Source organism: Bacillota bacterium (assembly GCA_013177945.1).
Taxonomy (GTDB): Bacteria; Bacillota; DSM-12270; order Thermacetogeniales; family Thermacetogeniaceae; genus Ch130.
Window position 1 is genome coordinate 83,568 of record JABLXW010000003.1, and the last position, 21,690, is coordinate 105,257.

A 21,690-nucleotide genomic window follows, 5' to 3' on the forward strand; every position below is an offset into this window, starting at 1 on the left:
TGAGCGCAGGCAATAATTAAAGGGAAGCTGCGAGGCACCCAAAAGGTGGTGGCATGGTGAAGGTTTCTCCCGATCAGATTGCGCAGCGTGTCAGGGATCTGCCTGCTTTGCCCCAAATCGTGGCCCGGGTCTTAAAGCTTACCGAGGATCCTAATTCAACCGTCAAAGAACTGAATGATGTGATCTGCCAGGACCAGGCGCTCACGGCAAAGGTGCTCCGGCTGGCAAACTCTGCTTATTACGGGTTTCCCCGCCGGATCGGCACCATTGTCGAAGCAATTATAATTTTGGGATTTAACACCATCAGAAATTTGGTTCTTGCGGTTTCGGTGCACAGTTTGCTCTGCAAGGAGGTGCCGGGCTACCAGTTGGGGCGGGGTGAATTGTGGCGTCATTCCATCGCCTGTGCGATGGCGGCAAGGACCCTGGCCCGGCGCGTCCGGTTCCCGTCCCCCGATCAGGCTTTTATCGCAGGGCTTTTGCATGATATCGGCAAGGTTATCTTGAGCGTTTACGTAAGGGAAGCCTTTGAAGAAATCATCGAAAAGGTGCATGAAGCACAAATCCCCTTTATCCAGGCGGAAGAGGAAATTTTGAGGTTTACCCATGCGGTAATCGGCTCGAAAGTGGCCGATAAATGGAATTTGCCCGTTCCCCTTGTGGAGGCGATTGCCTTTCACCACAACCCCCAGCTGGCGAAGGAAAACCAGAAGCTTGCTGCTCTCGTGCACCTTGCAGATGCCATCTGCATGATGATGGGAATCGGGTTGGGGGGCGATGGTTTGTACTACCCCCTTGCCCCGGAAGCGCTTTCTTTGCTGGGGCTGGAGTCGGAGGATATCGAGGCGATCATGGGAGAACTGGGGGATCTCTTTGTGGATGAGAACGCTTTTCTCTCCGGAGAAGAAAAATAGCTGCCCTGCATAAAGAACAGGCCAAATGCGTAAACAAGATCATAGCTTATGATGCGCCAGGAATTGGGGGAATAAAAGTGCCGGAAAATTTCTTTGACCTGTTGGAGAAATGGGAAAGGGGCCTGCAGGGTTTCTTAATTATCTGCTTTCTCGGCCTTGTGACTTTGCAGCTGATGTTTACAAGGGAGCCCTTTCGATTCTACTTAAGCTTTGCAGAACGCCTGGAGGGAGTTGCCTGGCCGGACAAGGGGCTTCCTGCTCTTGTCCAGGGGGAAGAACGCCTGGGGAAGGTCCAGATCACGGCAGTCGGATATTTTTCCCTTCCTCGCGCTGCGGTGCTTGTCAACGGGCGGCCGGTGGCAAGTTTTAAGGAACGAAAAGTTTGGGTCAAGGTCCGGGAAGGTGACGAAATCCAGATTGATGCTTCCGCTTACGTCTCTCCTTTAGCTTTTCGGGTTTCAAAAGTTTCTCCGGAGGTAAGCTGGCCCCGGGTTAATTGCCTGATCGAAACCAACGGCACACGGGTATCGATGGGTAAGGTGAAGCTGAAATAGAGGTTTTTGAGGTGGTGAACTTGAGCGAATACGGAAGCCGGCAGGTCGCTGCTATTGCGGTGCTGATGGCCCTGACAGAAACCCGGGAGGAAGAAGCAAGGAAAAAGGCTGAGTTTGCGAGGCTGGGCATTAAAACTGCTGCTGTTGACCTGGGTGGAGAATTTATCAGTTCGGTGAAGAAATTCATCGAGCGGGCCATTGTTGCTGCAAAAAGGGAGGGAGTGATTAAGGAAACACACAGCGACGAGGGGGCGGTTGCCGGGGCTGCAAGGGAGGCCTTAAGCCAGATCAGCCCGAAGGCGATCGGTTTTAATGTGGGGGGAAAGATGGGAATTGCGCGCTACAAGGACCACATCAGCGTCGCCGTTTTTTTCGGGATCGGGCTCCTTCATCTGGACGAGGTTGCAATTGGTCTGGGCCACCGGGCCGTTCCTTAAGGAGGGTTGAGGGTGAGAGAGGTTTGGGTCCGGGGAATCCGGGGGGCCGTAACGGTGCCGGAAAATTCGCCGCGCGTGATCTGTGAAGCCACAAAAGAACTGCTCACGTTAATTGTCAAGGAAAACGAGATTAAAATTGAGGATATCATCAGCATTATCTTTTCCGTTTCCGTTGATTTGAATGCCGCTTTTCCTGCAGAAGCGGCCCGGGAGTTGGGCTGGACGATGGTTCCTCTCCTCTGCACAACGGAAATACCCGTCCCCGGCTCCCTGGAAAAGTGTATTCGGGTTCTGGTTCACGCCTATCTCCCGCGCTCTCAAGCGGAAGTGCGGCATGTTTATCTGGGGGAGGCGGTGAAACTGCGACCGGACCTCCATATTTAAAATGCAAAAAACAGTTGACAGATCTTTTTCAGTCTTGCTATTATCAAAACGGTGCCTTTTAATTTTATCAAAGGGGAGAGGAGAAAAAGGATGCCGCCGAAAGTTGATCTCGACAAGTGTACCGGTTGTGGGACCTGTGTGGATGTTTGTCCGAGTGAAGTTTTCGAAATCGAAAACGAAAAGTCCAAGGTTGTGCGTCCTGACGACTGTACGGCGTGCGAAACCTGCGTCGAGGAGTGCCCTGAAGAGGCAATTACCTTAGAAGAGTAGGGCCGGTTCTTCTACCTGAAAAGAGAATATCGAGATGAGCTGAGCTGAGATGAGAAAGGAGAGAAAGTCGAGATGAGGCGTCTTGGGAACAAAACCAGCGCCCATTTGGGCACTGGTTTTTTCTTTTCCGGGCACAATCCCAAAAAGCCAAGGGTCCTGTCGCCTCTCGTTCGGGAAATCGCTGCCGACTGCGAAACACCTGTCTCTCTTTTTGCAAAACTGCGCCCCCACCCGCCTGCCTGCCTCCTGGAAAGTGTTGAAGGGGGGGAGCACATCGCACGCTATTCCTTTATCAGTTATCTTCCTTTTGCCATTCTGCGCGCGCAGGATGGGTATGTTGAAGTTCAAGAGGGAAGGCGCAGGATTATTTTCAAGCGGGATCCCCTGACAGTTCTTGCCCGGTTTTTTGCCCGGTTTCGGGTCGAGAGCGAAGAACCCCTTCCTCCCTTTGTTGGAGGTGCCGTAGGCTGCTTCGGCTACGATTTTGTGCGTTACTACGAACGTCTTCCCAGAAAAGCGGCAGATGACCTTCGGATTCCTGATTGTTATTTGATCTTGAGCAGGGCCGTGATCGTTTTCGACCACGTGCAGGGCTTGATTAAGATCATTGTTCTTGATGAAAAAGGGAGAAGGGGGTTTTCTTCGCAGGGAAAGGACCTGCTGGCCCGCCTGGAGGCGCAGATTTTAACCGCCTTGCGGCGCCCGGTTGATTTGAGAGGGCGGGTACCCGCAGCTTTTCAAACGGGCCGGGTTGAAAGCAACCTTACGAGGCATGAGTTTCTGGCGCGCGTCCGCCTTGCCAAGCAGTACATTGAAGCAGGAGACATTTTTCAGGTTGTACTTTCGCAGCGGATGAAGGCTCCTTTTCGAGGAAACCCCTTTTTCCTTTACCGCACCCTGCGCCGGGTGAACCCTTCGCCCTACCTTTTTTACCTGGCCTTTCCGGAGATGCAGATCATCGGCTCTTCCCCTGAGATGCTCCTCAAGTGCCAGGGAAACCTCCTGATCACCCGTCCCCTGGCGGGAACGCGCCCCCGCGGAAAAAACAGGGAGGAAGACCTCCGGCTTGAGGAAGAACTGCGCCGGTGCCAGAAGGAGCGGGCGGAGCACGTAATGCTGGTCGATTTGGGGAGGAATGATTTGGGCCGGGTTTCCCGCTACGGTTCGGTAACAGTGCCGGTGTTTCTCGAAATCGAGCGCTATTCCCACGTGATGCACCTGGTCTCCGAGGTGCGCGGCGAACTGGCCCCCGAACATACCGTCTGCGACGCCTTAAAAGCCGTTTTTCCTGCAGGCACCGTTTCCGGTGCCCCGAAGATCCGGGCGATGGAAATTATCGAAGAACTGGAGCCCCAGCGCCGGGGGGTTTATGCGGGAGCGGTCGGTTATTTAAGCTTTACAGGAGGCCTTGATACCTGCATCGCCATCAGAACGATTCTGATTAAGGACGGATATTTTTACGCCCAGGCTGGAGCCGGGATTGTTGCGGATTCTGAGCCCGAGCGGGAGTATGAAGAAACCTGCAACAAAGCTGCAGCGTTGCTTGCCTCATTAGAGGCGGGAAAACAGCCAAAAACTATTTTTCTGCAGGGAGGGACGGCCAGGTGATTAGGGACCTGCTGGAAAAGGTGATTGCCTGCGAGCATCTTTCCGAACAAGAGGCGGAACTGGTGATGGGTGAGTTGATGCAGGGCAATCTCACCAACACCCAGATCGGCGCCCTGCTGGTTGCTTTAAGGATGAAGGGGGAAACGCCCGGAGAAGTCTCAGGATTTGCCCGGGCAATTCGGAGCCGCGCCTTTCCGGTTAAAATTCCCCCTCTGCCCGGGCCTGTTGTCGATACCTGCGGAACCGGTGGGGATGGCAGGCACACCTTTAACATTTCCACGATCACGGCCTTTGTTGTGGCGGGAGCGGGGCTTCCAGTGGCAAAGCACGGCAACCGTTCCGTTTCCAGCAGAACGGGGAGCGCCGATCTTCTGGAGGCCCTGGGGTTAAAGATCGACCTTCCAGTTGAGACAACGGTTGCCTGCCTCCGGGAAGTCGGAATCGCCTTCTTCTTCGCGCCGTTGTTTCACCAGGCGATGCGCTATGCCCTCGGCCCCCGGCGGGAACTGGGAATCCGGACCGTTTTTAACATTTTGGGCCCCCTGACGAACCCTGCAGGTGCGGAGGTCCAGCTGGTCGGGGTTTATCGCGCCGATTTGACCGAGCTGGTTGGCGACGCCCTGCGGCGCCTGGGGTGCCGTGGGGCGCTGGTGGTGCACGGAAGCGACGGCCTGGACGAGATCTCGATTACCGGTCCCACAAAAATTACCGAAGTGAAGCCCGGGGGCCTGTTAACTTATTATCTGCACCCGGAAGAAGTGGGACTGCCCCTGGGGAGTCTTGAGGAACTGATTGGGGGTTCCCCGGAGGAAAACGCAAAGATCTTTTATGAAGTGCTCCAGGGGGCGCCGGGCACCCGGCGGAATGTGGTTTTACTCAACAGTGCTGCAGTTTTGCTGGCGGCAGAAAAGGCGCCGGATTGGGAAACGGCAATTGCCCTGGCGGCGGAAAGCATCGACCGGGGCGCCGCCCTTGCGAAGTTTGAAGCCTTAAAAGCCTTTACGGGGAGGTGCCTTCCGTGCTGAACGCAATTGTTGCGGCCCGCCGGATCGATGTCAACGAATATTCGGCCCGCCTTTCCCCTCAAGAACTTGCCGCAGGACTGGCCCAGGCTCCCCCGGTGAGGGACTTTACCAGCGCCCTCCGGCGGGATAAAGGAGCACCCATGAGGTTGATTGCGGAAATCAAGGTTGCTTCCCCATCTGCGGGGATTCTCTGCCGGAACCTGAACACCTCACAATACGTGCATGCCTGCGGGGAAGGCGGAGCCTCCGCCTTATCCGTGGTGACCGAGCCCCGGTTTTTCCTGGGTTCGGGAGAACTGCTGCAAGAAGTAAAAAAGTTGACTCACCTTCCAGTTTTAGCCAAAGATTTTATCATTGATCCGGTTCAAATCTACCTGGCCCGGATCCAGGGCGCGGATGCCGTGCTCCTTATTGCATCTCTGCTTTCTCTTGAGACATTGCGGGAGTTTGTTGCTCTTACGGCCTCTCTGGGCATGGCCCCCCTTGTTGAGGTCCACAATGAGGAGGAGCTGGCGCGGGCGCTCGAGTCGGGAACGCAGGTTATTGGCATTAACAACCGGAACCTGAAAACCTTTGAGATCGACCTTGCAACTACTGAAAGATTAAAAAAACTGGTTCCTGCAGGGTGTTTGAGCATCAGCGAAAGCGGGATTAAAACCAGATCAGACTGGGAGCGGATCGCCCGAACCGGGGTGGACGGGGTCTTGATTGGCGAAGCATTTATGCGCGCTCAAAATCCTGCTGCTAAGATGCGCTCTTTTCTGGGTTTGGCGAGATCCGGTACGGAATGAAGGGAGGAGCAGATATGGCAGCAACACGAACTCTGCCAGACAGCCGGGGACGATTTGGAAAATATGGGGGAAGGTATGTTCCCGAAACCCTCTGGGCGGCCCTTGAAGACCTGGAAAGGGCCTACCTGGAGGCCCGGGCCGATTCCTCATTTCACGAGCAGCTGTCCGCTTATCTGCGGGATTACGTGGGCCGCCCCACTCCGATTTACTATGCCCGCCGGCTCACGGAGAGGCTGGGAGGGGCCCAAATCTTTCTGAAGCGGGAGGACCTCAACCACACAGGTGCTCATAAAATCAACAACGCCCTGGGGCAGGGGCTTCTGGCCTGCCGGATGGGGAAAACCCGAATTATTGCGGAAACCGGAGCGGGGCAGCACGGTGTTGCAACGGCCACGGTGGCGGCTCTTTTGGGGTTGCAATGTGAAGTTTTTATGGGGGTCCACGACATCGAACGGCAGCGCCTTAACGTTCTGCGCATGGAAATCCTGGGGGCGCGGGTGATCCCGGTTCCCCACGGCAGGGGCACTCTGAAAGACGCGACAAGTGAGGCAATGCGAGACTGGGTTACAAATGTGGAGACCACTTACTACCTGATCGGGTCCACCGTGGGCCCTCACCCCTACCCCATGATGGTCCGGGATTTCCAAAGTGTGATCGGGGAAGAGGTAAAGACCCAGGCCCAGGAGTTGTGGGGGCGCCTTCCCGACTATGTGATTGCCTGCGTGGGAGGAGGGAGCAACGCCCTGGGCATCTTTGCCCCCCTTCTGGACTCCGGGGTTGACCTGATCGGGGTCGAGGGTGCAGGGAAAGGTTTGAACTCAGGTGAGCACGCTGCCAGTTTGCAGAGGGGAAAGCCCGGGGTTTTGCACGGCTCTTACAGCTATCTCCTCCAGGATGAATGGGGGCAGATTCAGGAGGCCTACTCCCTTGCGGCAGGGCTGGACTATCCGGGGGTTGGACCCGAGCACAGTTACCTGAAAGACTGCGGCCGGGTTACCTATGTCGGGGTAACCGACCGCGAGGCCCTTGCTGCCTTCTCTTTACTGAGCGAAACAGAAGGAATTTTGCCTGCTTTGGAAAGCGCCCATGCCCTTGCCTATGCCTGCCAGCTCGCGCCTGCTTTGAGCAGGGAAAAAATTATTCTGGTGAATCTTTCGGGACGTGGTGATAAGGATGTCGAGGTCGTTGCCCGGGAAAGGGGGAGGGACCTTTGATCGATTCTTGCCAGAAGGGTAACTTCTTTTCGTTCCGGGGCCCGCTTGCCGAAAAAGTGCTGGTTGCCTACCTTTGCGCGGGCGACCCCGACCTGGAAAAAACGGTGCTCTGGGCCGAAGCGCTGGTGGCAGGAGGCGCCGATTGCCTCGAGTTGGGCGTACCCTTCTCCGACCCCCTGGCTGATGGACCGGTAATCCAGGCAGCCTCCTTGCGTGCCCTGGCTGCAGGTGTGAACCTGGAAAAGGTTCTTGCTCTGGGAGAGACAATCATGAAGAAACTCCCCAAACAGGTGCCCCTTGTTTTGATGACCTACCTCAATCCGGTGCTGCAGTATGGGGCGGAGAAGTTTTCCAGAGAACTGGCTCTGCGAGGTTTTAAGGGGGCAATCATCGTGGATCTTCCCTACGAGGAGGGAGATGATTTAAGGGAGCTTTTGCACCGCCAGAAAGTTTCTTTCATTCCTCTCGTTGCCCCTACGACGCGCGAGGAGAGGCTTCAGAAAATTGTCCGGAGGGCGACAGGGTTTGTTTATTGCATTTCCGTCACCGGAGTGACGGGTCCGCGGGATGTCGTGGATCCCCGCATTCGCTCCTTGATTCCACGCATCAGAGATTTCAGTTCCCTCCCGGTGGTGGTCGGTTTCGGTGTGAGCCGCCCTGAACAGGCCGCCCTGCTCGCCTCCTTCGCTGACGGAATTGTTGTCGGGAGCGCCTTTGTGGATCTGATCGGCTCCTTCCAGGGAGATCCCGAAAGGGTTCAGGAAGATTTGAGGGAACGCGCGAAAAACTTAAAAACTGCCCTCACCCAGCACGTCCGGCGCTCCTGAGCGCCGGGTGAATGTTGCCCTTCCTGCAGGGTTGTGATAAGATATTGAAAACCGGGGCTGCAGGACGGCAGGAAAAGGTGTACCCGGTGGCCAGGAAAGTTCAAAATGCAAGGGTAGGACGGCAGGACGGCAGGGAGAAGTTCGTAAAGGGTACTCCTTGCGGAGTACCTTTTTGCCTTCCGGCGTGCTGTTCTCCGAGATCAATTTTCAAGGAGGGTATAGCTGTGATCATTGTGATGGAGGCTTCAGCAACGCAGGAGGAGATCGAGGCGGTACGGGCAAAATTAGTTCAGGAGGGGTTTTCAGTCCATCTTTCTCAGGGAGTTGCAAGAACCATCATTGGAGTGATTGGGGACCGCACAAGGGCGCTCAGTTTGTCTTTGGGTGCAATGCCGGGCGTGGAAAAGGTGATCCCGATTCTCAATCCTTTTAAACTGGCCAGTCGCGAATTCAGGCAGGAGGATACTGTAATCGAGGTGGGGCCTTACCTCCTGGGCGGCAGGGAAGTTCACGTAATTGCAGGGCCCTGTGCGGTGGAGAGCAGGGAGCAGTTGCTGGAAACGGCATTTGCGGTGAAGGAAGCTGGTGCCACCTTTTTGCGGGGCGGCGCTTTTAAACCCAGGACTTCCCCCTACTCCTTCCAGGGGCTTGAAGAAAAGGGGCTGGAAATTCTGGCCGAAGCCCGGGAAAAGACCGGGCTCCTGATCGTAACCGAGGTGATGGACTCCAGACTGGTGCCTCTTGTTGCTGCCTACGCCGATATTCTGCAGATCGGCGCCCGCAACATGCAGAACTTCTTTCTCCTGCGGGAGGTGGCAAAAATTCAAAAGCCCGTTTTGTTAAAACGCGGCCCTTCAGCCACGATCGAGGAGTGGTTGATGGCGGCGGAATACATCATGCTCGGCGGCAACCACCAGATCCTTCTCTGCGAACGGGGCATCAGAACCTTTGAAACCTTTACGAGAAACACTCTTGATTTGAGCGCCGTTCCTGTGGTGAAACAGCTGTCCCACCTTCCTGTGATCGTGGACCCAAGCCATGGTACGGGCAAGTGGTGGCTGGTTCCGCCGATGGCGCGGGCTGCCATTGCGGCGGGAGCCGACGGAATCATGGTGGAGGTTCACCCCTCCCCCAGCGAGGCTTTATCCGACGGGCAGCAGTCCCTTACGCCGGAGAACTTCCGTTCTCTCATTGCCGGAGTGCGCGAGGTTTCCCAGGCGGTAGGCCGGTGCTTCGTAGATGTCGGGGCTGGCCGGAGGGAGCAACTGGTGTGAAAAGAATCGGCTACCTGGGGCCCGAAGGAACTTTTGCAGAGCGGGCGGCCAGGACTTATGCTGAGAGAATTAAAATCATCGAACCGGTTTTCTCTCCCTACCCCTCAATTCCGGAAACGATGCTCGCGGTCTTGCAGGAGAAGGTGGAGGCGTGTGTGGTGCCTGTCGAAAACTCCCTTGAGGGCTCTGTCAACATTACCCTCGACATGCTGGCGCACGAAATCGACCTCCCGATTGCGGGGGAAGTGATTCTCTCAATCAAGCATTTTCTGCTGGGCAGGCCGGAAACAAAGAACAATATCAGGGTCCTGGTCACCCACCCCCACGCCTTTGCTCAGTGCTACAGGTATCTCCGGGAGAATCTTCCTGATGTCGAGGTGCAGCTGGTTTCCAGCACTGCCGAGGCGGCCCGCCGGGTAAGGGAAGCTCCCCCGGGCTGGGCGGCGATTGCAGGAGAGGAGGCCGGAGCAAGGTATGGTTTGGCCGTGCTTTCCCCGGAAATTCAGGACAGCCCCGGAAATAAGACGAGATTTCTCGTTCTTTCCAGAGAGCCTGTCCCGGCGACAGGACGGGATAAGACCTCCCTGGTGCTGGCCCTGCCCGAGGACCGCCCGGGCGGGCTTTACGGGATCCTGGGGGTATTTGCCAGGGCTTCGATCAATTTAACCAGGATCGAGTCGCGGCCCGCCAAAAGTGAGCTGGGCGATTACATCTTTTTTCTCGACTGCATGGGTCACGCTGCGCTTTCTCCCCTCCGCGAGGTGCTTGATGATTTAAAAGGATGCACGGTGATGCTGAAGATCCTGGGATCGTATCCGTGCGCGCCGGGTGTTGATTGCTAGAGGTGGTCCGCTTTGGAAAAGAAAAAAATTGCAATTGTTGGGTTGGGTGTTATCGGGGGCTCCCTGGGGATGGCCCTTGTTGCAAGCGGAAAGTACCACGTGGTGGGAATCGACCGGGACCCCCTGACACTTCAGGTGGCTCAGGAAACCAGCGCCGTTTCCGAAGTTACTCCGGATTGCTGCGAGGGTGTTTCCGGGGCGCAGGTTGTTTTTCTGGCCGTTCCGATCGGAGAAATTTTTAAGGTTGCGCGAAAGATTAAAGATTCTGTTTCCCCTTCGGCCGTCATCACCGACGTGGGGAGCACCAAGGAGCTGGTTGTTGCGGAACTGGAAGAGATCTTTTCCTCCAGGTTTGTAGGGGGCCATCCCATGACCGGTTCCGAGTACGCGGGGATCAGGGGGGCGGACCGCTATCTTTTCGAAAATGCTTTATATGTTCTGACACCGACACCTTGCACCGATCCGGCGGCCCTTGCCGTAGTTGAAGGGATCGCTTCCGAAATCGGAGCGCGCGTACTCTGTCTTTCGCCTCAAGAGCATGACTTGATTGTGGCTACCGTGAGCCACCTCCCGCATCTTCTGGCTGTTGCTTTGATGTACCACGCGGGAAGGCTTGCCTCAGGCCACCCTGAAACCCTGCTTCTGGCTGCAGGCGGGTTTCGGGACGTGACCCGGGTGGCGGCAGGTCATTCCCTGATCTGGCGGGATATTTACGCCAGCAACCGGGATTACATCATCAACACGTGCCGTCAATTCCGGGGTCTCTTAGAGGAAATGGAGCAGCGCCTGGAGGAAGGGAATTATGAGGCTCTCGTTGCAGTTATGGAGGAGGCCCGGCGGGAAAGGGAGAAAATCCCCCTTAAAATCAGAGGTTTTCTTCCTGCAGTTTACGAAGTGGTCGTCACCGTGCCGGACCGCCCCGGCAGCATCGCCAATGTAACGGGAATCCTGGGGGAGAGGGGAATCAACATTGTGGATATTGAGATTTTGCGCGTCAGAGAAGGAGATGGCGGCACGATCAGGCTGGCCTTCGCCAAAGAAGCGGAAGCGGAGCTGGCCCTCCGCGCCTTGCGAGAAAAAGGCGTGATTGCGAAGAGACGTTGATTTCAGGGGGTGCTCGATGGAACTGCGTGTAATTCCAGGTGAAAAAATTTCAGGTTCCTGTACGGTTCCCGGTGACAAGTCGATTTCCCACCGGGCAGCTTTAATCGGCGCCCTTGCCGAGGGGACCACCACCATTAAAAACTTTCAGCGGGGAGCGGACTGTTTGAGCACTCTCCGGTGTTTGCGGGCGCTGGGGGTCAAGGTTGAAGAAGAAGAGGGCGTGGTCCGCGTTACCGGCAAGGGTTTGAACGGGCTGGAGGAGCCCGAGGTTGTCCTCGATGCGGGGAATTCCGGAACCACAATGCGGCTTTTGCTGGGGGTTCTGGCCGGTCAGGACCTCTTTGCGGTGATCACCGGGGACGAGTCCTTGCGGCGGCGTCCGATGGGCCGGGTTGTTCAGCCCCTGCAAAAAATGGGAGCACAGATCTGGGGCCGCGCCGGGGGCTCCCGGGCTCCCCTCGCCATCAAAGGTTTCCCCCGCCTGGCTCCCCTCGCCTACCGGCTTCCGGTGGCAAGCGCCCAGGTGAAATCGGCAATTCTCCTGGCTGGTTTGAACGCGGAGGGGACGACCACGGTGATCCAGCCGGCTCTCTCCCGGGATCATACAGAAAGGATGTTACGCGCCTTCGGCGCTTCCCTTGAAGTGCGTAACCTGACGGTTCAGATTCAGGGGAAGAAGACCCGGCTTCAGGGGCGGGAGATAGATGTTCCGGGAGATCTTTCCTCTGCTGCTTTCTTGCTTGTGGCGGCGAGCATCCTGCCCGAGAGCGAACTCTTCATCCGGAACGTTGGGATTAATCCCACCCGCGCCGGCATCCTTGAAGCGCTGGAAAGGATGGGAGCAAAGATTTTCGTTGCAAACGAGCGGGTTCAGGGTGGGGAACCTGTTGCAGATCTCCAGGTTCAATTTTCACCGCTGAAGGGGGTGGAGATTAAGGGCGACCTGATTCCCCGGGTGATCGACGAGATCCCGATCCTGGCGGTGGCTGCCGCAGCCGCCGAAGGAGTTACGGAGATTTCCGATGCCGCCGAACTCAGGGTGAAAGAAACAGACCGCCTGAGGGCAATCACGACCGAGTTGCAGAAAATGGGGGTTGATATTCAAGAAAAGCCCGATGGCCTGCTGATCAGAGGCGGCCGCGCGCTCCGGGGCGCCTCCGTTTCTTCCTGGGGGGACCACCGCATTGCAATGGCGCTTGCTGTTGCAGGATTAATCGGAACAGGCCCGACCACTGTCCGTGATGTTCAGTGCATCGACGTCTCTTTCCCGGGTTTTGCCGCCCTCCTCGCGAGCCTGGGGGCTCGCCTGAATCTGGTCAGAACGAAAAACTTGTGATAGAATATGCGGGGGAGTGATTGAGGTGCCCCGCATGCCGAATATTGCGATTGACGGCCCTGCCGGATCAGGGAAGAGTACGGTTGCCAGGGCGGTAGCACGGAAACTTGGTTTTTTATACGTTGACACCGGTGCCATGTACCGCGCCGTGGCCTATCTCGCCCTGAAGGCATCAATTGATTTCCATGATGAAAGGTCTCTTGCGGCCCTTGCCGGAGAGACGAAGTTTTCTCTGGTTCATTATTTCAAGAGCGGCGCCATTGCACTCTGGTGCAACGGCGAGGATGTAACTCCCTTCTTGAGAATGCGCGAGGTTTCTCAAAAGGTGGCTCTGGTTGCGGCAGTTCCCCAGGTGCGTCTCCACCTGGTCCGGTACCAGCGAAGGCTGGCCAGAAACGGCGGGGTTGTGATGGAGGGGCGCGACATCGGAACCTTTGTTTTGCCTGATGCCGACTACAAGTTTTTTTTAACCGCTTCCCTTGAGGTGCGTCTGGCGCGGCGGGAACAGGAGCTTAATTGCCGGATCTCGCCCCGTGAGAGAGAGGAATTGCGCCGCGAATTGGTTTTCCGGGATGAGATGGATCTCAAGCGGGAGGTCGGCCCGCTGAAAATTGCGCCTGATGCCATTGTCATCGACTGCACAGAACTGAGCATCGAGGAGGTTGTGAATAAGATCCTGGCTGTTTGCGGAGGAGGCTAGCCGTGTTTTACAGATTCTGGCGGGCTCTGTTCCGTTTTTTATTTGCCTTTATATGCCGCTGGCAGATCACAGGTTTGGAAAACTTTCCCGCGGAGGGTCCCGTAATCGTAATCGCGAACCATGTCAGTTACTGGGACCCCATTGTGGTGGGAAGCGCCCTTCCCCGCCAGGTTCATTTTATGGCAAAAAAGGAGTTGTTTTCTTATCCGGTTTTTGGATGCATTCTCAGGCTTTTGGGAGCTTTCCCGGTGAGCCGGGGGCGGCCCGACCGTGCTGCTATCAAAAAAGCACTGGCTCACCTGAAAAAAGGGGAAGTGATCGGGGTCTTTCCCGAGGGAACGCGAAGCAAAACGGGCGAGCTTCTTCCCCCCTTCGCCGGAACTGCTTACATTGCCTTACGGGCGGGGGCCCCGGTCTGTCCGGTTGCTTTAATTGGCACGAAGCACATTTTTTACCGCGGTTTTTTTCGGAAGTTTCAGGTAAGAATTGGACCAGCAATCCAGTTTGGACAGGCTGAAAATCAGGATCTCGAAACGGTGGCAAACAAGATGATGGAGAAAATTCAAGAATTATTGGATTTCAGGTCAAAGTAAGCAGGAATCTTCTCCTTTATGCCGAAAAAGCTTATTGAAGAATCAAGCCTCCTTTAAAGTCCTGACCTTATTATGCGAAAGGGGCAGCAGGTTCGGTTTGGAGATTATTCGTGCCCGTTCGGCCGGTTTTTGCTTTGGGGTCCGGAGAGCGCTCAGACTTGCCGAGCAGGCTTTGGGGAAGTACGGAAGGATATGTTCCCTCGGCCCTTTAATCCACAACAGCCATGTGGTTGACTCTTTGAAACAGAAGGGTGTTGAGGTCATCAACGACCTGGCCGGGGCTGCGGGAAGGCCGGTGTTGATCAGGTCTCATGGCGCGGTGCCGGAGGTTTTCCGGAAAGCCCAGGAAGAAGGAATTGTTCTTATTGACGCCACGTGCCCTTTCGTGAGAAGGGTACAGGCCTGCGCCGAGGAGCTGGCGCAGCAGGGGTACCAGGTGGTAATTGTAGGGGAGGCGGATCACCCCGAGGTTCAGGGGATTGTCGGTTGGGCCGGAGCAGGGGTTGCTGTTGTTCGCGATGTAGAAGAAGCAAGAAATTTAAAGGGCTATGAAAAGATCGGGATCCTGGCGCAGACCACCCTGAACCCGGAAAGGTTTTATGCAATAGCGAGGGAGTTTATCGGAAAAGCGCGGGAAGTGCGGATCCATGATACAATTTGTAAGGCGAGCCTGGCACGGCAGCGAGAAGCGGCTGAAATTGCTAAAAAGGTAAAGGCAATGGTTGTGATCGGAGGAAGAAACAGTGCAAATACCTGTCAGCTTGCCGAGATTTGCCGGGCCTATGTTCCCACCTATCATATTGAGGATGAGAGGGAACTGGATCTTTCGTTGCTCCAGAAAGCAGGTCTGGTAGGGGTAACTGCTGGGGCCTCGACCCCAGATTGGATAATTGAGGAGGTTATTGAAAGAATGACGATTTTTGATGGCGAAACGGGAAAAGCACTAGGAGAGGAGGTACAGGTCGGCCCTCAGGAAGTTACCCCGGAGACAGGGGAAGCCGGAGCACCTGAGTCTAACAGGCAGGCAGAAAATCTCTCCGAGAGGCAGGACAGCCCGGACTCTGGACCGGAGGAAATGATGGATTTAGACCTGGCGGGAACCCCGCGCCAGATCCAGCAGGGCGATTTAATCAGCGGCACTGTTGTTCAGGTGCGGGATGATGAAGTTTTGCTCGATATCGGGGGAAAGTCGGAGGGGATAATCCCCCGCCAGGAATTGTCTTTAAAGAACATCGGACACCCGCAGGAAATCGTAAAGGTTGGCGATGTCCTTGATGTATATGTCCTCCGTGTCGACAACGATGAAGGGCATTTAATCCTTTCTAAAAAGCGAGCGGACCGGATGAAAGCCCTTGACTTTTTGGAGCAGGCGCTGCAGGAGAAAACGGAGCTTGCAGGAGAAGTGGTTAAGGTAGTCAAGGGTGGACTGCTCGTTGACGTTCTGGGAATCAGGGGGTTTGTTCCTGCGTCCCTGGTGGAGCGCGGTTATGTTGCAGACCTTGAAAAGTACCTGGGAAAAACCCTGCGTTTAAGGGTGATCGAATTTGACCGGAACCGGGGTAAAGTAGTCCTTTCCCAGAAGGCAATTCTCCAGGAGGAGCATCTCAAAGCCCAGAAGGAACTCTGGGAAACAATTCAACCCGGAGAAATCAGAAAAGGCACGGTCCGGCATCTGACAAATTTTGGTGCCTTTGTAGACCTGGGAGGAGTCGACGGTTTGCTTCACATCTCGGAGATGTCCTGGGGAAGGGTTAACCACCCTTCGGAGGTTGTCCAGGAAGGGAACGAGATAGAGGTTTACGTTTTATCCGTAGATAAAGAAAACAAGCGGATCTCCCTCAGTTTAAAGCAGGTCCTGCCCAACCCCTGGGATACGGTGGACGAGCGGTACCAGGTGGGGCAAATTGTTACGGGAACGATCGTGAGGCTGGTGTCCTTTGGGGCTTTTGTGGAAATCGAACCGGGCGTGGAAGGTCTTGTTCACATCTCCCGTCTTGCGGACCGCCGCGTCGGAAAGCCCGAAGACGTAGTTGCTGTGGGGCAGGAGGTTAAAGTAAAAATCCTCGATATTAATAAACAAGACCAGAGGATCGGCTTAAGCATTCGGGACGCCAGGGTAAATCACGAAAAAGTGGAGAAAAACCCTGCATCGTCCGGATCGGAAGTTTGTCTGAATTTGGGTGACGTTTTCGGAGAGCTGTTTTCGCGGGCCGAACAAAAGGTGGAATAAAGAAGCGGAGGAGGAGGCAGGATGCCTGTTTTCAGCTACAGTTGCAAAAGATGCGGGGAAGAATTTACAAAGCTGGTAAGAAGGCAGGACCAGGAAAAAGTGAGGTGCCCCCGCTGCGGCGGCGAGGAACTGCAGCAGCTTTTCCGGCGCTTTAATTACGTCAAGATTACTCAGAAATACGATCCCGGCTGCGGGGTCGCCTGGAATTGCGTGAGCGCAAAAAGGTTCGGGTGCGGGAAATATGCAAAGAACAAACTACACCTGCCGAGCTATTAGGAGCCGGGGGCATGAAAGCCGCGGGAATTATTCTGGCGGGAGGCAAGAGTTCGCGGTTTCAGGGCAACAAGGCTTTTGCGGAACTGGCTTCGCAGAGGTTGATTGACCGTATTATCTCGGTTTTAAAGGATGTTTTTCCCAAGCTGATTCTCGTCACCAACTCCCCCTCCGAGTACCAGGGTTTGGGGGTGGAGGTTGTCAGTGATTTGATTTCGGGCCGGGGTCCCTTAAGCGGGATTCACACAGGCCTCGTTGTTTCTCCTTGTGATCTTAACCTTGTAACAGCCTGTGATATGCCTTTTGTTAACAGAGCCCTCGCGGCGTATTTAGTCGGGCAGGCGCGCCCCGCTGACGACGCGGTGGTACCCCTGGTCGGAGGGTATCCGGAGCCCCTTTTTGCTGTCTACCGGAAGACCTGCCTTCCTTTTATTGAGGCCAGTTTGCAGGAAGGAAAGTACAAAGTAACTTCTTTTTATGGCTCCGTTCGCATCCGGTATGTATCCGAAGAGGAGTTAGCACCTTTTGGAGGAGCCAGGAGCTTTTTCAACATTAACACGAGAGAAGACCTGAAAAAAGCCTCCCGGATTGTGAGGCCAGGGCCTTAGCAAACAGGCTTCAGGGGCCGGGTAAAACTTCTGCGGTTCGGTGAATACCGAACCTTTTTTTCTTCAGGGGTGGTTAATCTTACCGTGTATCGTTTCTTAACGATGTGGAAACTTAAAAATGCAGGCTCAAAAATATGCCGGGAAAGGTGGTGAAACAATGAAGAAGCGGTTTTTGGCAGGGCTGTTGACCGCAGCATTTTTGGTTGCCGGGTTGTTGCTGGGGGGCTGCCGGCCTGCACGGAAACCTGCTCCCTCCTCTCCGCGCGCGACAAGGCAGGCGCCCTCCCCGGCAAGAAAGCCCGCTCCCACAACACCGGCTGAAGCAAGACGGATGGCAGACCGGGTTGCGCGGGAGGCCGCAAAGGTGCCTGGAGTCCGGCGGGCTACCGTTGTCATTTCGGGTAAAACAGCCTTCGTCGGATTGGATCTCAAGGCAAATGTGGAAAAAACCCGGACTACGGCAATCAAGAACGAAGTGGTGAGGCGAGTCAAAACCGCAGAGCCGGGTATAACAACGGTAAATGTTACCTCCGATCCGGACCTGGTTGCCCGCCTGCGCAGGATTGCCGATGGCGTTAAAAAAGGAAAACCGGTCTCGAATTTTGCTTCAGAACTGGCAGAGATCTCGCGGCGGATTGCGCCCCGGACAAGCTAGCAGGCCTGGGTTTCTTAAACCAGGCTTTTTTTTCTTTCCCCTGCATATCGTCTTCTGAATTTGCACAACCTTAACAAAGAAAGGAGATGTCGCACCTTGCCCCGGATTCCAGTCGGAATCATCATCCTCCTGATTATCTCGATTCTCATTTATTTTGGAGTTGCCCAGCGGGTGCTGGACCGGCTCCGCTTGTCCGACAAGGGAGCGCTCGCCGTCATTGCCGCTCTCATTATTGGCGGATTTATTAACATTCCCTTGCCCCGGGGGCCCCGCCTCGAGGCTTCGTTGAATGTAGGGGGAGGACTTGTTCCCCTATTTCTTGCCGGGTATTTGATTACTCAGACGGAAACCGCAAAGGAAAAATTGCGGGCTCTTGGAGGGGTGTTCGCAACGGCAGGGGCTGTTTATTTAACGGGAATTCTCCTGGGAGCCGAACCGGAAAGCATGTTTCTGGATCCCCTTTACGTTTACCCGCTGGTCGGCGGCATTGTTGCGTATTTAACCGGCCGGTCGCGGCGGAGCGCTTTTATTGCTGCAACGGTGGGAATTCTCCTGGTTGATGTGATTACCTACTTTCGCCTGTTGGTTACGGGGACTCCCGGTGCGGTTCTGATCGGAGGGGGAGGCGCCTTTGACGCGGTTGTGATGGCTGGTTTGCTGGCCGTGCTCTTAGCGGAATTCATCGGAGAAACGAGAGAATGGCTTCAGGGTGGCCCTGCGGAAACCGGGAGGGCCCAGGCTCTCTTAAAACATTTGCGTGTCAGGTCTCATGAAGTGAACTCGCAGAAAGATTTCAAGGAGGGTGAGGACCGTGGCCCGGGGGAAAAGTTTTAAGCTCCTTATGTTCTTGCTGACTTTCGCTGTTCTGGCCGGCATTGGACTGACCGGGAGGGTGGAGCCCGTTTGGTCTGGCTGGAAAGATCTTTTCGGCGGTTTTGAAATTGAGCGGACCGACGGGGGTTACTATACGGTTCTCGATGAAAATCATCAGGTGATTCACCGGACGGCACATCGCCTCTACCGGGGTGATGAGTACATCACCGCAGATAACCTGCGCTACCGGATCATCAGGGTGAAGGGGGATTATGCCTACGCGCGTCTGGTAGGGAAAGAAAAAGAAGCGAAGCTGGCGATTTATAGCACTTCGGACCTTGTGCAGGGTCAGGTTTTTCCGGGCCGGGCAAGAGGCCAGCGCAATGCGATTGCAATCTACCATACCCATAGCGACGAATCCTACGTTCCCACAGATGGAACTGACAGCATTTACGCCCGTGGAGGGATTTTTAAGGTGGGGGATGTTTTTGCAGAAAAATTGCGCTCCATGGGTTTTAACGTCCTGCATAGCTTAAGGCCTCACGATCCCCATGATGCCAATGCCTATTACCGCTCCCGGCGCACCGCGGCGCAGCTGCTCCAGAAGCAGCCCCTGGCTTTAATCGACGTCCACCGGGATGCCGTCCCGGCCGATGTTTACAGTACGAGAATCAAGGGCCAGCCCGTTACAAGGGTGAAAATCGTGGTGGGCCGGGAGAACCCCCGGATGAGCGCCAATCTTCAGTTTGCTAAAGAGCTGAAGGCAGCGGTTGACAGGACCCATCCCGGCCTGATCGAAGGGATTCTCATCTCCAGGGGAAATTTCAATCAAGACCTTGCACCTCGCTCTGTTTTAATTGAAGTAGGCGCCCACACCAACAGCCGCGAAGCGGCGCAGCGGGGGGTGGCCTTATTTGCCGAAGCTTTACCCAGGGTTTTCGGGATTACAGGAGTGAGGCCCGAGGTCGGGCCTCCGGCTCCTCCTACCAACCGGGGAGACTGGCGCGCGCTTTTCTGGGGTGTGCTGATTGTGGGAGGGGCGATTGCCGGCTTCTTGTACCTCAACACAGGGAGCTGGAAGGGCGCCTGGGATCAGTTCCGCAACTTCTTCCAGGTGGAGTTTCCGAACAGGAAAAAAGGAGGAGGAAGGTAGTTTCGGCAGATGTCATACAGTTGGAGCATTGTCCTGGGCCTGGCTGCCGGGGTGCTGGCCAGGCTCTTTATGCTTCGGGTGGACTACAGGCAGTACCCCACCTACCCCCACGGTTATGTGACGCATCTGGCCTTGGGTTTTATTGCGGCCTTAATAGGTTCTGTGCTGGTTCCTGCCCTGGCATTCAAGCAGTTCACTGCAGTAACCTTTCTGGCCCTGGCAGCGCAGGAGTTCCGGCAGGTTCGGAACATGGAAAGGGAAACCCTCGCGAAACTGGAAGATGCAGAGCTTGTCCCCCGGGGCTTCGACTACATTGAGGGGATTGCAAAGACCTTTGAGGCCCGGAATTATCTGACGATGGCAACTGCTCTCACCGTAAGCGGGGTTGCCCTTGCGCTTGGCTGGTGGGCTGCCCTGGGAGTTGCCGTTTTCTTGCTGATTGCTTCTCAGTTCTTGATGAAGGGAAAGGTTGTGGGGGATCTCGCGGAGGTGGTCCCGGCGCGCCTCCATTTCCAGGGGCCGCTCCTGATGGTGGATGATATCTTTATGATGAACGTGGGCCTGCCTGAAGCAAGGGAGAAGATTCTTGCCGAAGGGCTTGCCGTTTTGATTAAGCCAAAAGATGACAACGGCAGGGCAACCCTCCATCATGTCGGGCAGCGGCAGGCGATCCTCCATACTGCCGCCGCCCTCTTGGGAACAAAGCGGGAGATCGGGGAGCTGGAATTTACTCCGCTTGCCCGGAAAAACATCGATACCGGCGCCATCGGCATGTTTATTTTGCCGATTGAAAAGGATTTCGACTGCCTGCGGGAGATCATCAACAGAGTCCCCGTTTTAGAAAGCGCCTCCCGGAAGCCTCTGGCTTCCCGGGCAGGATCGATTGCGGCCGATTGAGGAGCTGGAAAGTGATGGGAACAGAACTGATCGGAATGATCTTGGCGGTGATTGCCCTGGACCCGGGGCTTGTTGCCGGGGGCGCGCCCGTTTTTGTTGCCCGCTCGCGGGAGGAGCAGGAGCGGATGGCCCTTGTTTTGAGCCGGATCTTAAAGGGAATGGTTCACGATCTTGAAAACGGTCTATTGATTATCGTCAAGCATTAGGGGTTTGTTGATGATAAAAGTTATTTACCACTGCTATGGCGGCTCTCATTCCTCTGTTACAACGGCGGGAATTCACCTGGGCATTCTCCCCCGGGACCGCGTTCCCGGCGCCCGGGAGCTGCTCCAGGTGCCCCACTTCGATGGGGACGAACCGTTAACTCACGGGCATTTCCGCCTGATCGGGCACGACCGGGCCGGAAACGAGGTGTACGTGCTGGGAAAACGCACCCTGGGGCGCAATGTAACCCTTCTTTTGCAAAAGGCGGCCCAAATTTTCGGGCGCGATCATGCTCTTTATCCTGTTGATACAACAGGACCCATCAACCTTTTCATGGTTCTGGGCGGGTTTCTATCGCGGCGCCTGAAAATGGTGGCCCTGGGGAGGCCGCTGGTTATCCTGGGAACCCGGCTGGCATATTTCAGGTTTGTGCAGCTTGCGGATCAGGTCGAGGAAGAACTCAGAAAAAGGGTTCAGGAGCGGCAGAACTACCAGAAATGTGCTTTCCCCCGGCGGATAGTTTTTTATCTCTGTCCCCAAGACTACAGGGTTGTCCTGCTCACCGCCGGTTTTCATTTATACCCCGGAGCGAAGGACGATTTCGTGCTCAAGTGGGTTTTCGGGCAAAAGCAGGTTACGGGGGAGGTTGGAACTTTAGCTCATGTAGGCTCTCGCGACACCTGCGATCTCTATCTTGCAGGAGCAGGAAGAGACCCTCAGGTCGTCGCCCGGACCCTGCGGGAGCTGCGCAATCTGCTGGGAATACCCGAGGTGGACTGGTGTGTGGTGGAATCTCAGGTGAGGCCCTCCTGGTTTTACCGGGGGCTTGCGCATCTTTTCAGGTTTTTTGGCTGGGTGGAGGGGTTGCGTTTCTTTGAAAAAAGGGTTTTCCGGAAAACGATTGCTGCCTGCCGTGCCGAGGGAGCCCGGGTGCAGGCCCGCCTGAAGGAAGGGGTTCTTGACTAATCCGGTTTGCTCAAGGAT

At 55.6% G+C, this 21,690-nt stretch carries 25 protein-coding genes; all 25 read left to right on the plus strand.

Annotation, left to right across the window (positions count from 1 at the left end):
• Positions 1-53 precede the first annotated feature (53 nt).
• Positions 54-914, plus strand: a complete 861-nt coding sequence (locus tag HPY58_02880; protein ID NPV28601.1) for an HDOD domain-containing protein — start codon at positions 54-56, stop codon at positions 912-914.
• Positions 915-991: 77 nt separating this feature from the next.
• Complete coding sequence (locus HPY58_02885; protein ID NPV28602.1) at positions 992-1,468, plus strand: hypothetical protein; 477 nt, start codon at positions 992-994, stop codon at positions 1,466-1,468.
• A gap of 20 nt (positions 1,469-1,488) precedes the next feature.
• Positions 1,489-1,905, plus strand: a complete 417-nt coding sequence (locus HPY58_02890; GenBank protein ID NPV28603.1) for a hut operon positive regulator HutP — start codon at positions 1,489-1,491, stop codon at positions 1,903-1,905.
• A gap of 12 nt (positions 1,906-1,917) precedes the next feature.
• Complete coding sequence (gene aroH / locus HPY58_02895) at positions 1,918-2,289, plus strand: chorismate mutase (GenBank protein NPV28604.1); 372 nt, start codon at positions 1,918-1,920, stop codon at positions 2,287-2,289.
• A 90-nt stretch (positions 2,290-2,379) separates the two neighbouring features.
• A complete protein-coding gene (locus tag HPY58_02900) occupies positions 2,380-2,559 on the plus strand; it encodes a 4Fe-4S binding protein (protein NPV28605.1) in 180 nt (59 codons plus the stop codon).
• A gap of 72 nt (positions 2,560-2,631) precedes the next feature.
• Positions 2,632-4,167, plus strand: coding sequence for an anthranilate synthase component I (gene trpE / locus HPY58_02905; protein ID NPV28606.1), 1,536 nt, complete (start codon positions 2,632-2,634; stop codon positions 4,165-4,167).
• Entirely contained in the window at positions 4,164-5,192 is a 1,029-nt protein-coding gene (gene trpD / locus HPY58_02910; protein NPV28607.1) for an anthranilate phosphoribosyltransferase, read from the plus strand. Before trpE ends, trpD begins: the two co-directional genes overlap by 4 nt.
• Before the next feature lie 5 nt (positions 5,193-5,197).
• On the plus strand, positions 5,198-5,983 hold the full coding sequence (trpC, locus tag HPY58_02915) for an indole-3-glycerol phosphate synthase TrpC (GenBank protein ID NPV28608.1): 786 nt from the start codon (positions 5,198-5,200) through the stop codon (positions 5,981-5,983).
• Positions 5,984-5,997: 14 nt separating this feature from the next.
• Positions 5,998-7,197, plus strand: a complete 1,200-nt coding sequence (gene trpB, locus HPY58_02920; GenBank protein ID NPV28609.1) for a tryptophan synthase subunit beta — start codon at positions 5,998-6,000, stop codon at positions 7,195-7,197.
• Positions 7,197-8,024, plus strand: coding sequence for a tryptophan synthase subunit alpha (locus HPY58_02925; GenBank protein ID NPV28610.1), 828 nt, complete (start codon positions 7,197-7,199; stop codon positions 8,022-8,024). Before trpB ends, HPY58_02925 begins: the two co-directional genes overlap by 1 nt.
• A 224-nt stretch (positions 8,025-8,248) precedes the next feature.
• Positions 8,249-9,298, plus strand: a complete 1,050-nt coding sequence (aroF, locus tag HPY58_02930; protein NPV28611.1) for a 3-deoxy-7-phosphoheptulonate synthase — start codon at positions 8,249-8,251, stop codon at positions 9,296-9,298.
• The gene (pheA, locus tag HPY58_02935; GenBank protein NPV28612.1) at positions 9,295-10,140 is read left to right on the plus strand and encodes a prephenate dehydratase; all 846 of its coding nucleotides are present in this window, start codon (positions 9,295-9,297) and stop codon (positions 10,138-10,140) included. Before aroF ends, pheA begins: the two co-directional genes overlap by 4 nt.
• Before the next feature lie 12 nt (positions 10,141-10,152).
• Positions 10,153-11,244, plus strand: coding sequence for a prephenate dehydrogenase (locus HPY58_02940; protein ID NPV28613.1), 1,092 nt, complete (start codon positions 10,153-10,155; stop codon positions 11,242-11,244).
• 16 nt (positions 11,245-11,260) lie between these two features.
• Positions 11,261-12,580 (plus strand): 3-phosphoshikimate 1-carboxyvinyltransferase, encoded by a 1,320-nt coding sequence (gene aroA, locus HPY58_02945; GenBank protein ID NPV28614.1) that lies wholly within the window; start codon positions 11,261-11,263, stop codon positions 12,578-12,580.
• 34 nt (positions 12,581-12,614) lie between these two features.
• The gene (locus HPY58_02950; GenBank protein ID NPV28615.1) at positions 12,615-13,280 is read left to right on the plus strand and encodes a (d)CMP kinase; all 666 of its coding nucleotides are present in this window, start codon (positions 12,615-12,617) and stop codon (positions 13,278-13,280) included.
• Between the two features lie 2 nt (positions 13,281-13,282).
• Positions 13,283-13,873, plus strand: a complete 591-nt coding sequence (locus tag HPY58_02955) for a 1-acyl-sn-glycerol-3-phosphate acyltransferase (protein NPV28616.1) — start codon at positions 13,283-13,285, stop codon at positions 13,871-13,873.
• Between the two features lie 97 nt (positions 13,874-13,970).
• A complete protein-coding gene (locus tag HPY58_02960) occupies positions 13,971-16,103 on the plus strand; it encodes a bifunctional 4-hydroxy-3-methylbut-2-enyl diphosphate reductase/30S ribosomal protein S1 (GenBank protein ID NPV28617.1) in 2,133 nt (710 codons plus the stop codon).
• Between the two features lie 21 nt (positions 16,104-16,124).
• Positions 16,125-16,379 (plus strand): zinc ribbon domain-containing protein, encoded by a 255-nt coding sequence (locus tag HPY58_02965; protein NPV28618.1) that lies wholly within the window; start codon positions 16,125-16,127, stop codon positions 16,377-16,379.
• Between the two features lie 11 nt (positions 16,380-16,390).
• Entirely contained in the window at positions 16,391-16,984 is a 594-nt protein-coding gene (locus HPY58_02970; GenBank protein NPV28619.1) for a molybdenum cofactor guanylyltransferase, read from the plus strand.
• A 157-nt stretch (positions 16,985-17,141) separates the two neighbouring features.
• Complete coding sequence (locus HPY58_02975) at positions 17,142-17,639, plus strand: YhcN/YlaJ family sporulation lipoprotein (GenBank protein NPV28620.1); 498 nt, start codon at positions 17,142-17,144, stop codon at positions 17,637-17,639.
• Positions 17,640-17,735: 96 nt separating this feature from the next.
• On the plus strand, positions 17,736-18,473 hold the full coding sequence (locus HPY58_02980; GenBank protein ID NPV28621.1) for a DUF1614 domain-containing protein: 738 nt from the start codon (positions 17,736-17,738) through the stop codon (positions 18,471-18,473).
• Positions 18,451-19,605 carry a stage II sporulation protein P gene (locus tag HPY58_02985; protein NPV28622.1) on the plus strand — a complete coding sequence of 385 codons (1,155 nt, stop codon included), beginning with the start codon at positions 18,451-18,453 and terminating at the stop codon, positions 19,603-19,605. The genes HPY58_02980 and HPY58_02985 overlap by 23 nt, the downstream gene beginning before the upstream one ends.
• A gap of 9 nt (positions 19,606-19,614) precedes the next feature.
• Complete coding sequence (locus HPY58_02990) at positions 19,615-20,502, plus strand: hypothetical protein (GenBank protein NPV28623.1); 888 nt, start codon at positions 19,615-19,617, stop codon at positions 20,500-20,502.
• 14 nt (positions 20,503-20,516) lie between these two features.
• Complete coding sequence (locus HPY58_02995; GenBank protein ID NPV28624.1) at positions 20,517-20,708, plus strand: hypothetical protein; 192 nt, start codon at positions 20,517-20,519, stop codon at positions 20,706-20,708.
• 10 nt (positions 20,709-20,718) lie between these two features.
• Entirely contained in the window at positions 20,719-21,672 is a 954-nt protein-coding gene (locus HPY58_03000; GenBank protein ID NPV28625.1) for a DUF3189 family protein, read from the plus strand.
• Positions 21,673-21,690: the final 18 nt, after the last annotated feature.

Excerpts from the sequence above, each read along its gene's own strand:
- HPY58_02965 (NPV28618.1), top strand. The coding sequence starts at position 16,125 with ATGCCTGTTTTCAGCTACAGTTGCAAAAGATGCGGGGAAGAATTTACA.
- trpE (NPV28606.1), top strand. The coding sequence starts at position 2,632 with ATGAGGCGTCTTGGGAACAAAACCAGCGCCCATTTGGGCACTGGTTTT.
- HPY58_02975 (NPV28620.1), top strand. The coding sequence starts at position 17,142 with ATGAAGAAGCGGTTTTTGGCAGGGCTGTTGACCGCAGCATTTTTGGTT.
- HPY58_02880 (NPV28601.1), top strand. The coding sequence starts at position 54 with ATGGTGAAGGTTTCTCCCGATCAGATTGCGCAGCGTGTCAGGGATCTG.
- trpB (NPV28609.1), top strand. The coding sequence starts at position 5,998 with ATGGCAGCAACACGAACTCTGCCAGACAGCCGGGGACGATTTGGAAAA.
- HPY58_02990 (NPV28623.1), top strand. The coding sequence starts at position 19,615 with ATGTCATACAGTTGGAGCATTGTCCTGGGCCTGGCTGCCGGGGTGCTG.
- HPY58_03000 (NPV28625.1), top strand. The coding sequence starts at position 20,719 with ATGATAAAAGTTATTTACCACTGCTATGGCGGCTCTCATTCCTCTGTT.
- aroA (NPV28614.1), top strand. The coding sequence starts at position 11,261 with ATGGAACTGCGTGTAATTCCAGGTGAAAAAATTTCAGGTTCCTGTACG.
- HPY58_02900 (NPV28605.1), top strand. The coding sequence starts at position 2,380 with ATGCCGCCGAAAGTTGATCTCGACAAGTGTACCGGTTGTGGGACCTGT.
- HPY58_02950 (NPV28615.1), top strand. The coding sequence starts at position 12,615 with ATGCCGAATATTGCGATTGACGGCCCTGCCGGATCAGGGAAGAGTACG.
- HPY58_02970 (NPV28619.1), top strand. The coding sequence starts at position 16,391 with ATGAAAGCCGCGGGAATTATTCTGGCGGGAGGCAAGAGTTCGCGGTTT.
- HPY58_02995 (NPV28624.1), top strand. The coding sequence starts at position 20,517 with ATGGGAACAGAACTGATCGGAATGATCTTGGCGGTGATTGCCCTGGAC.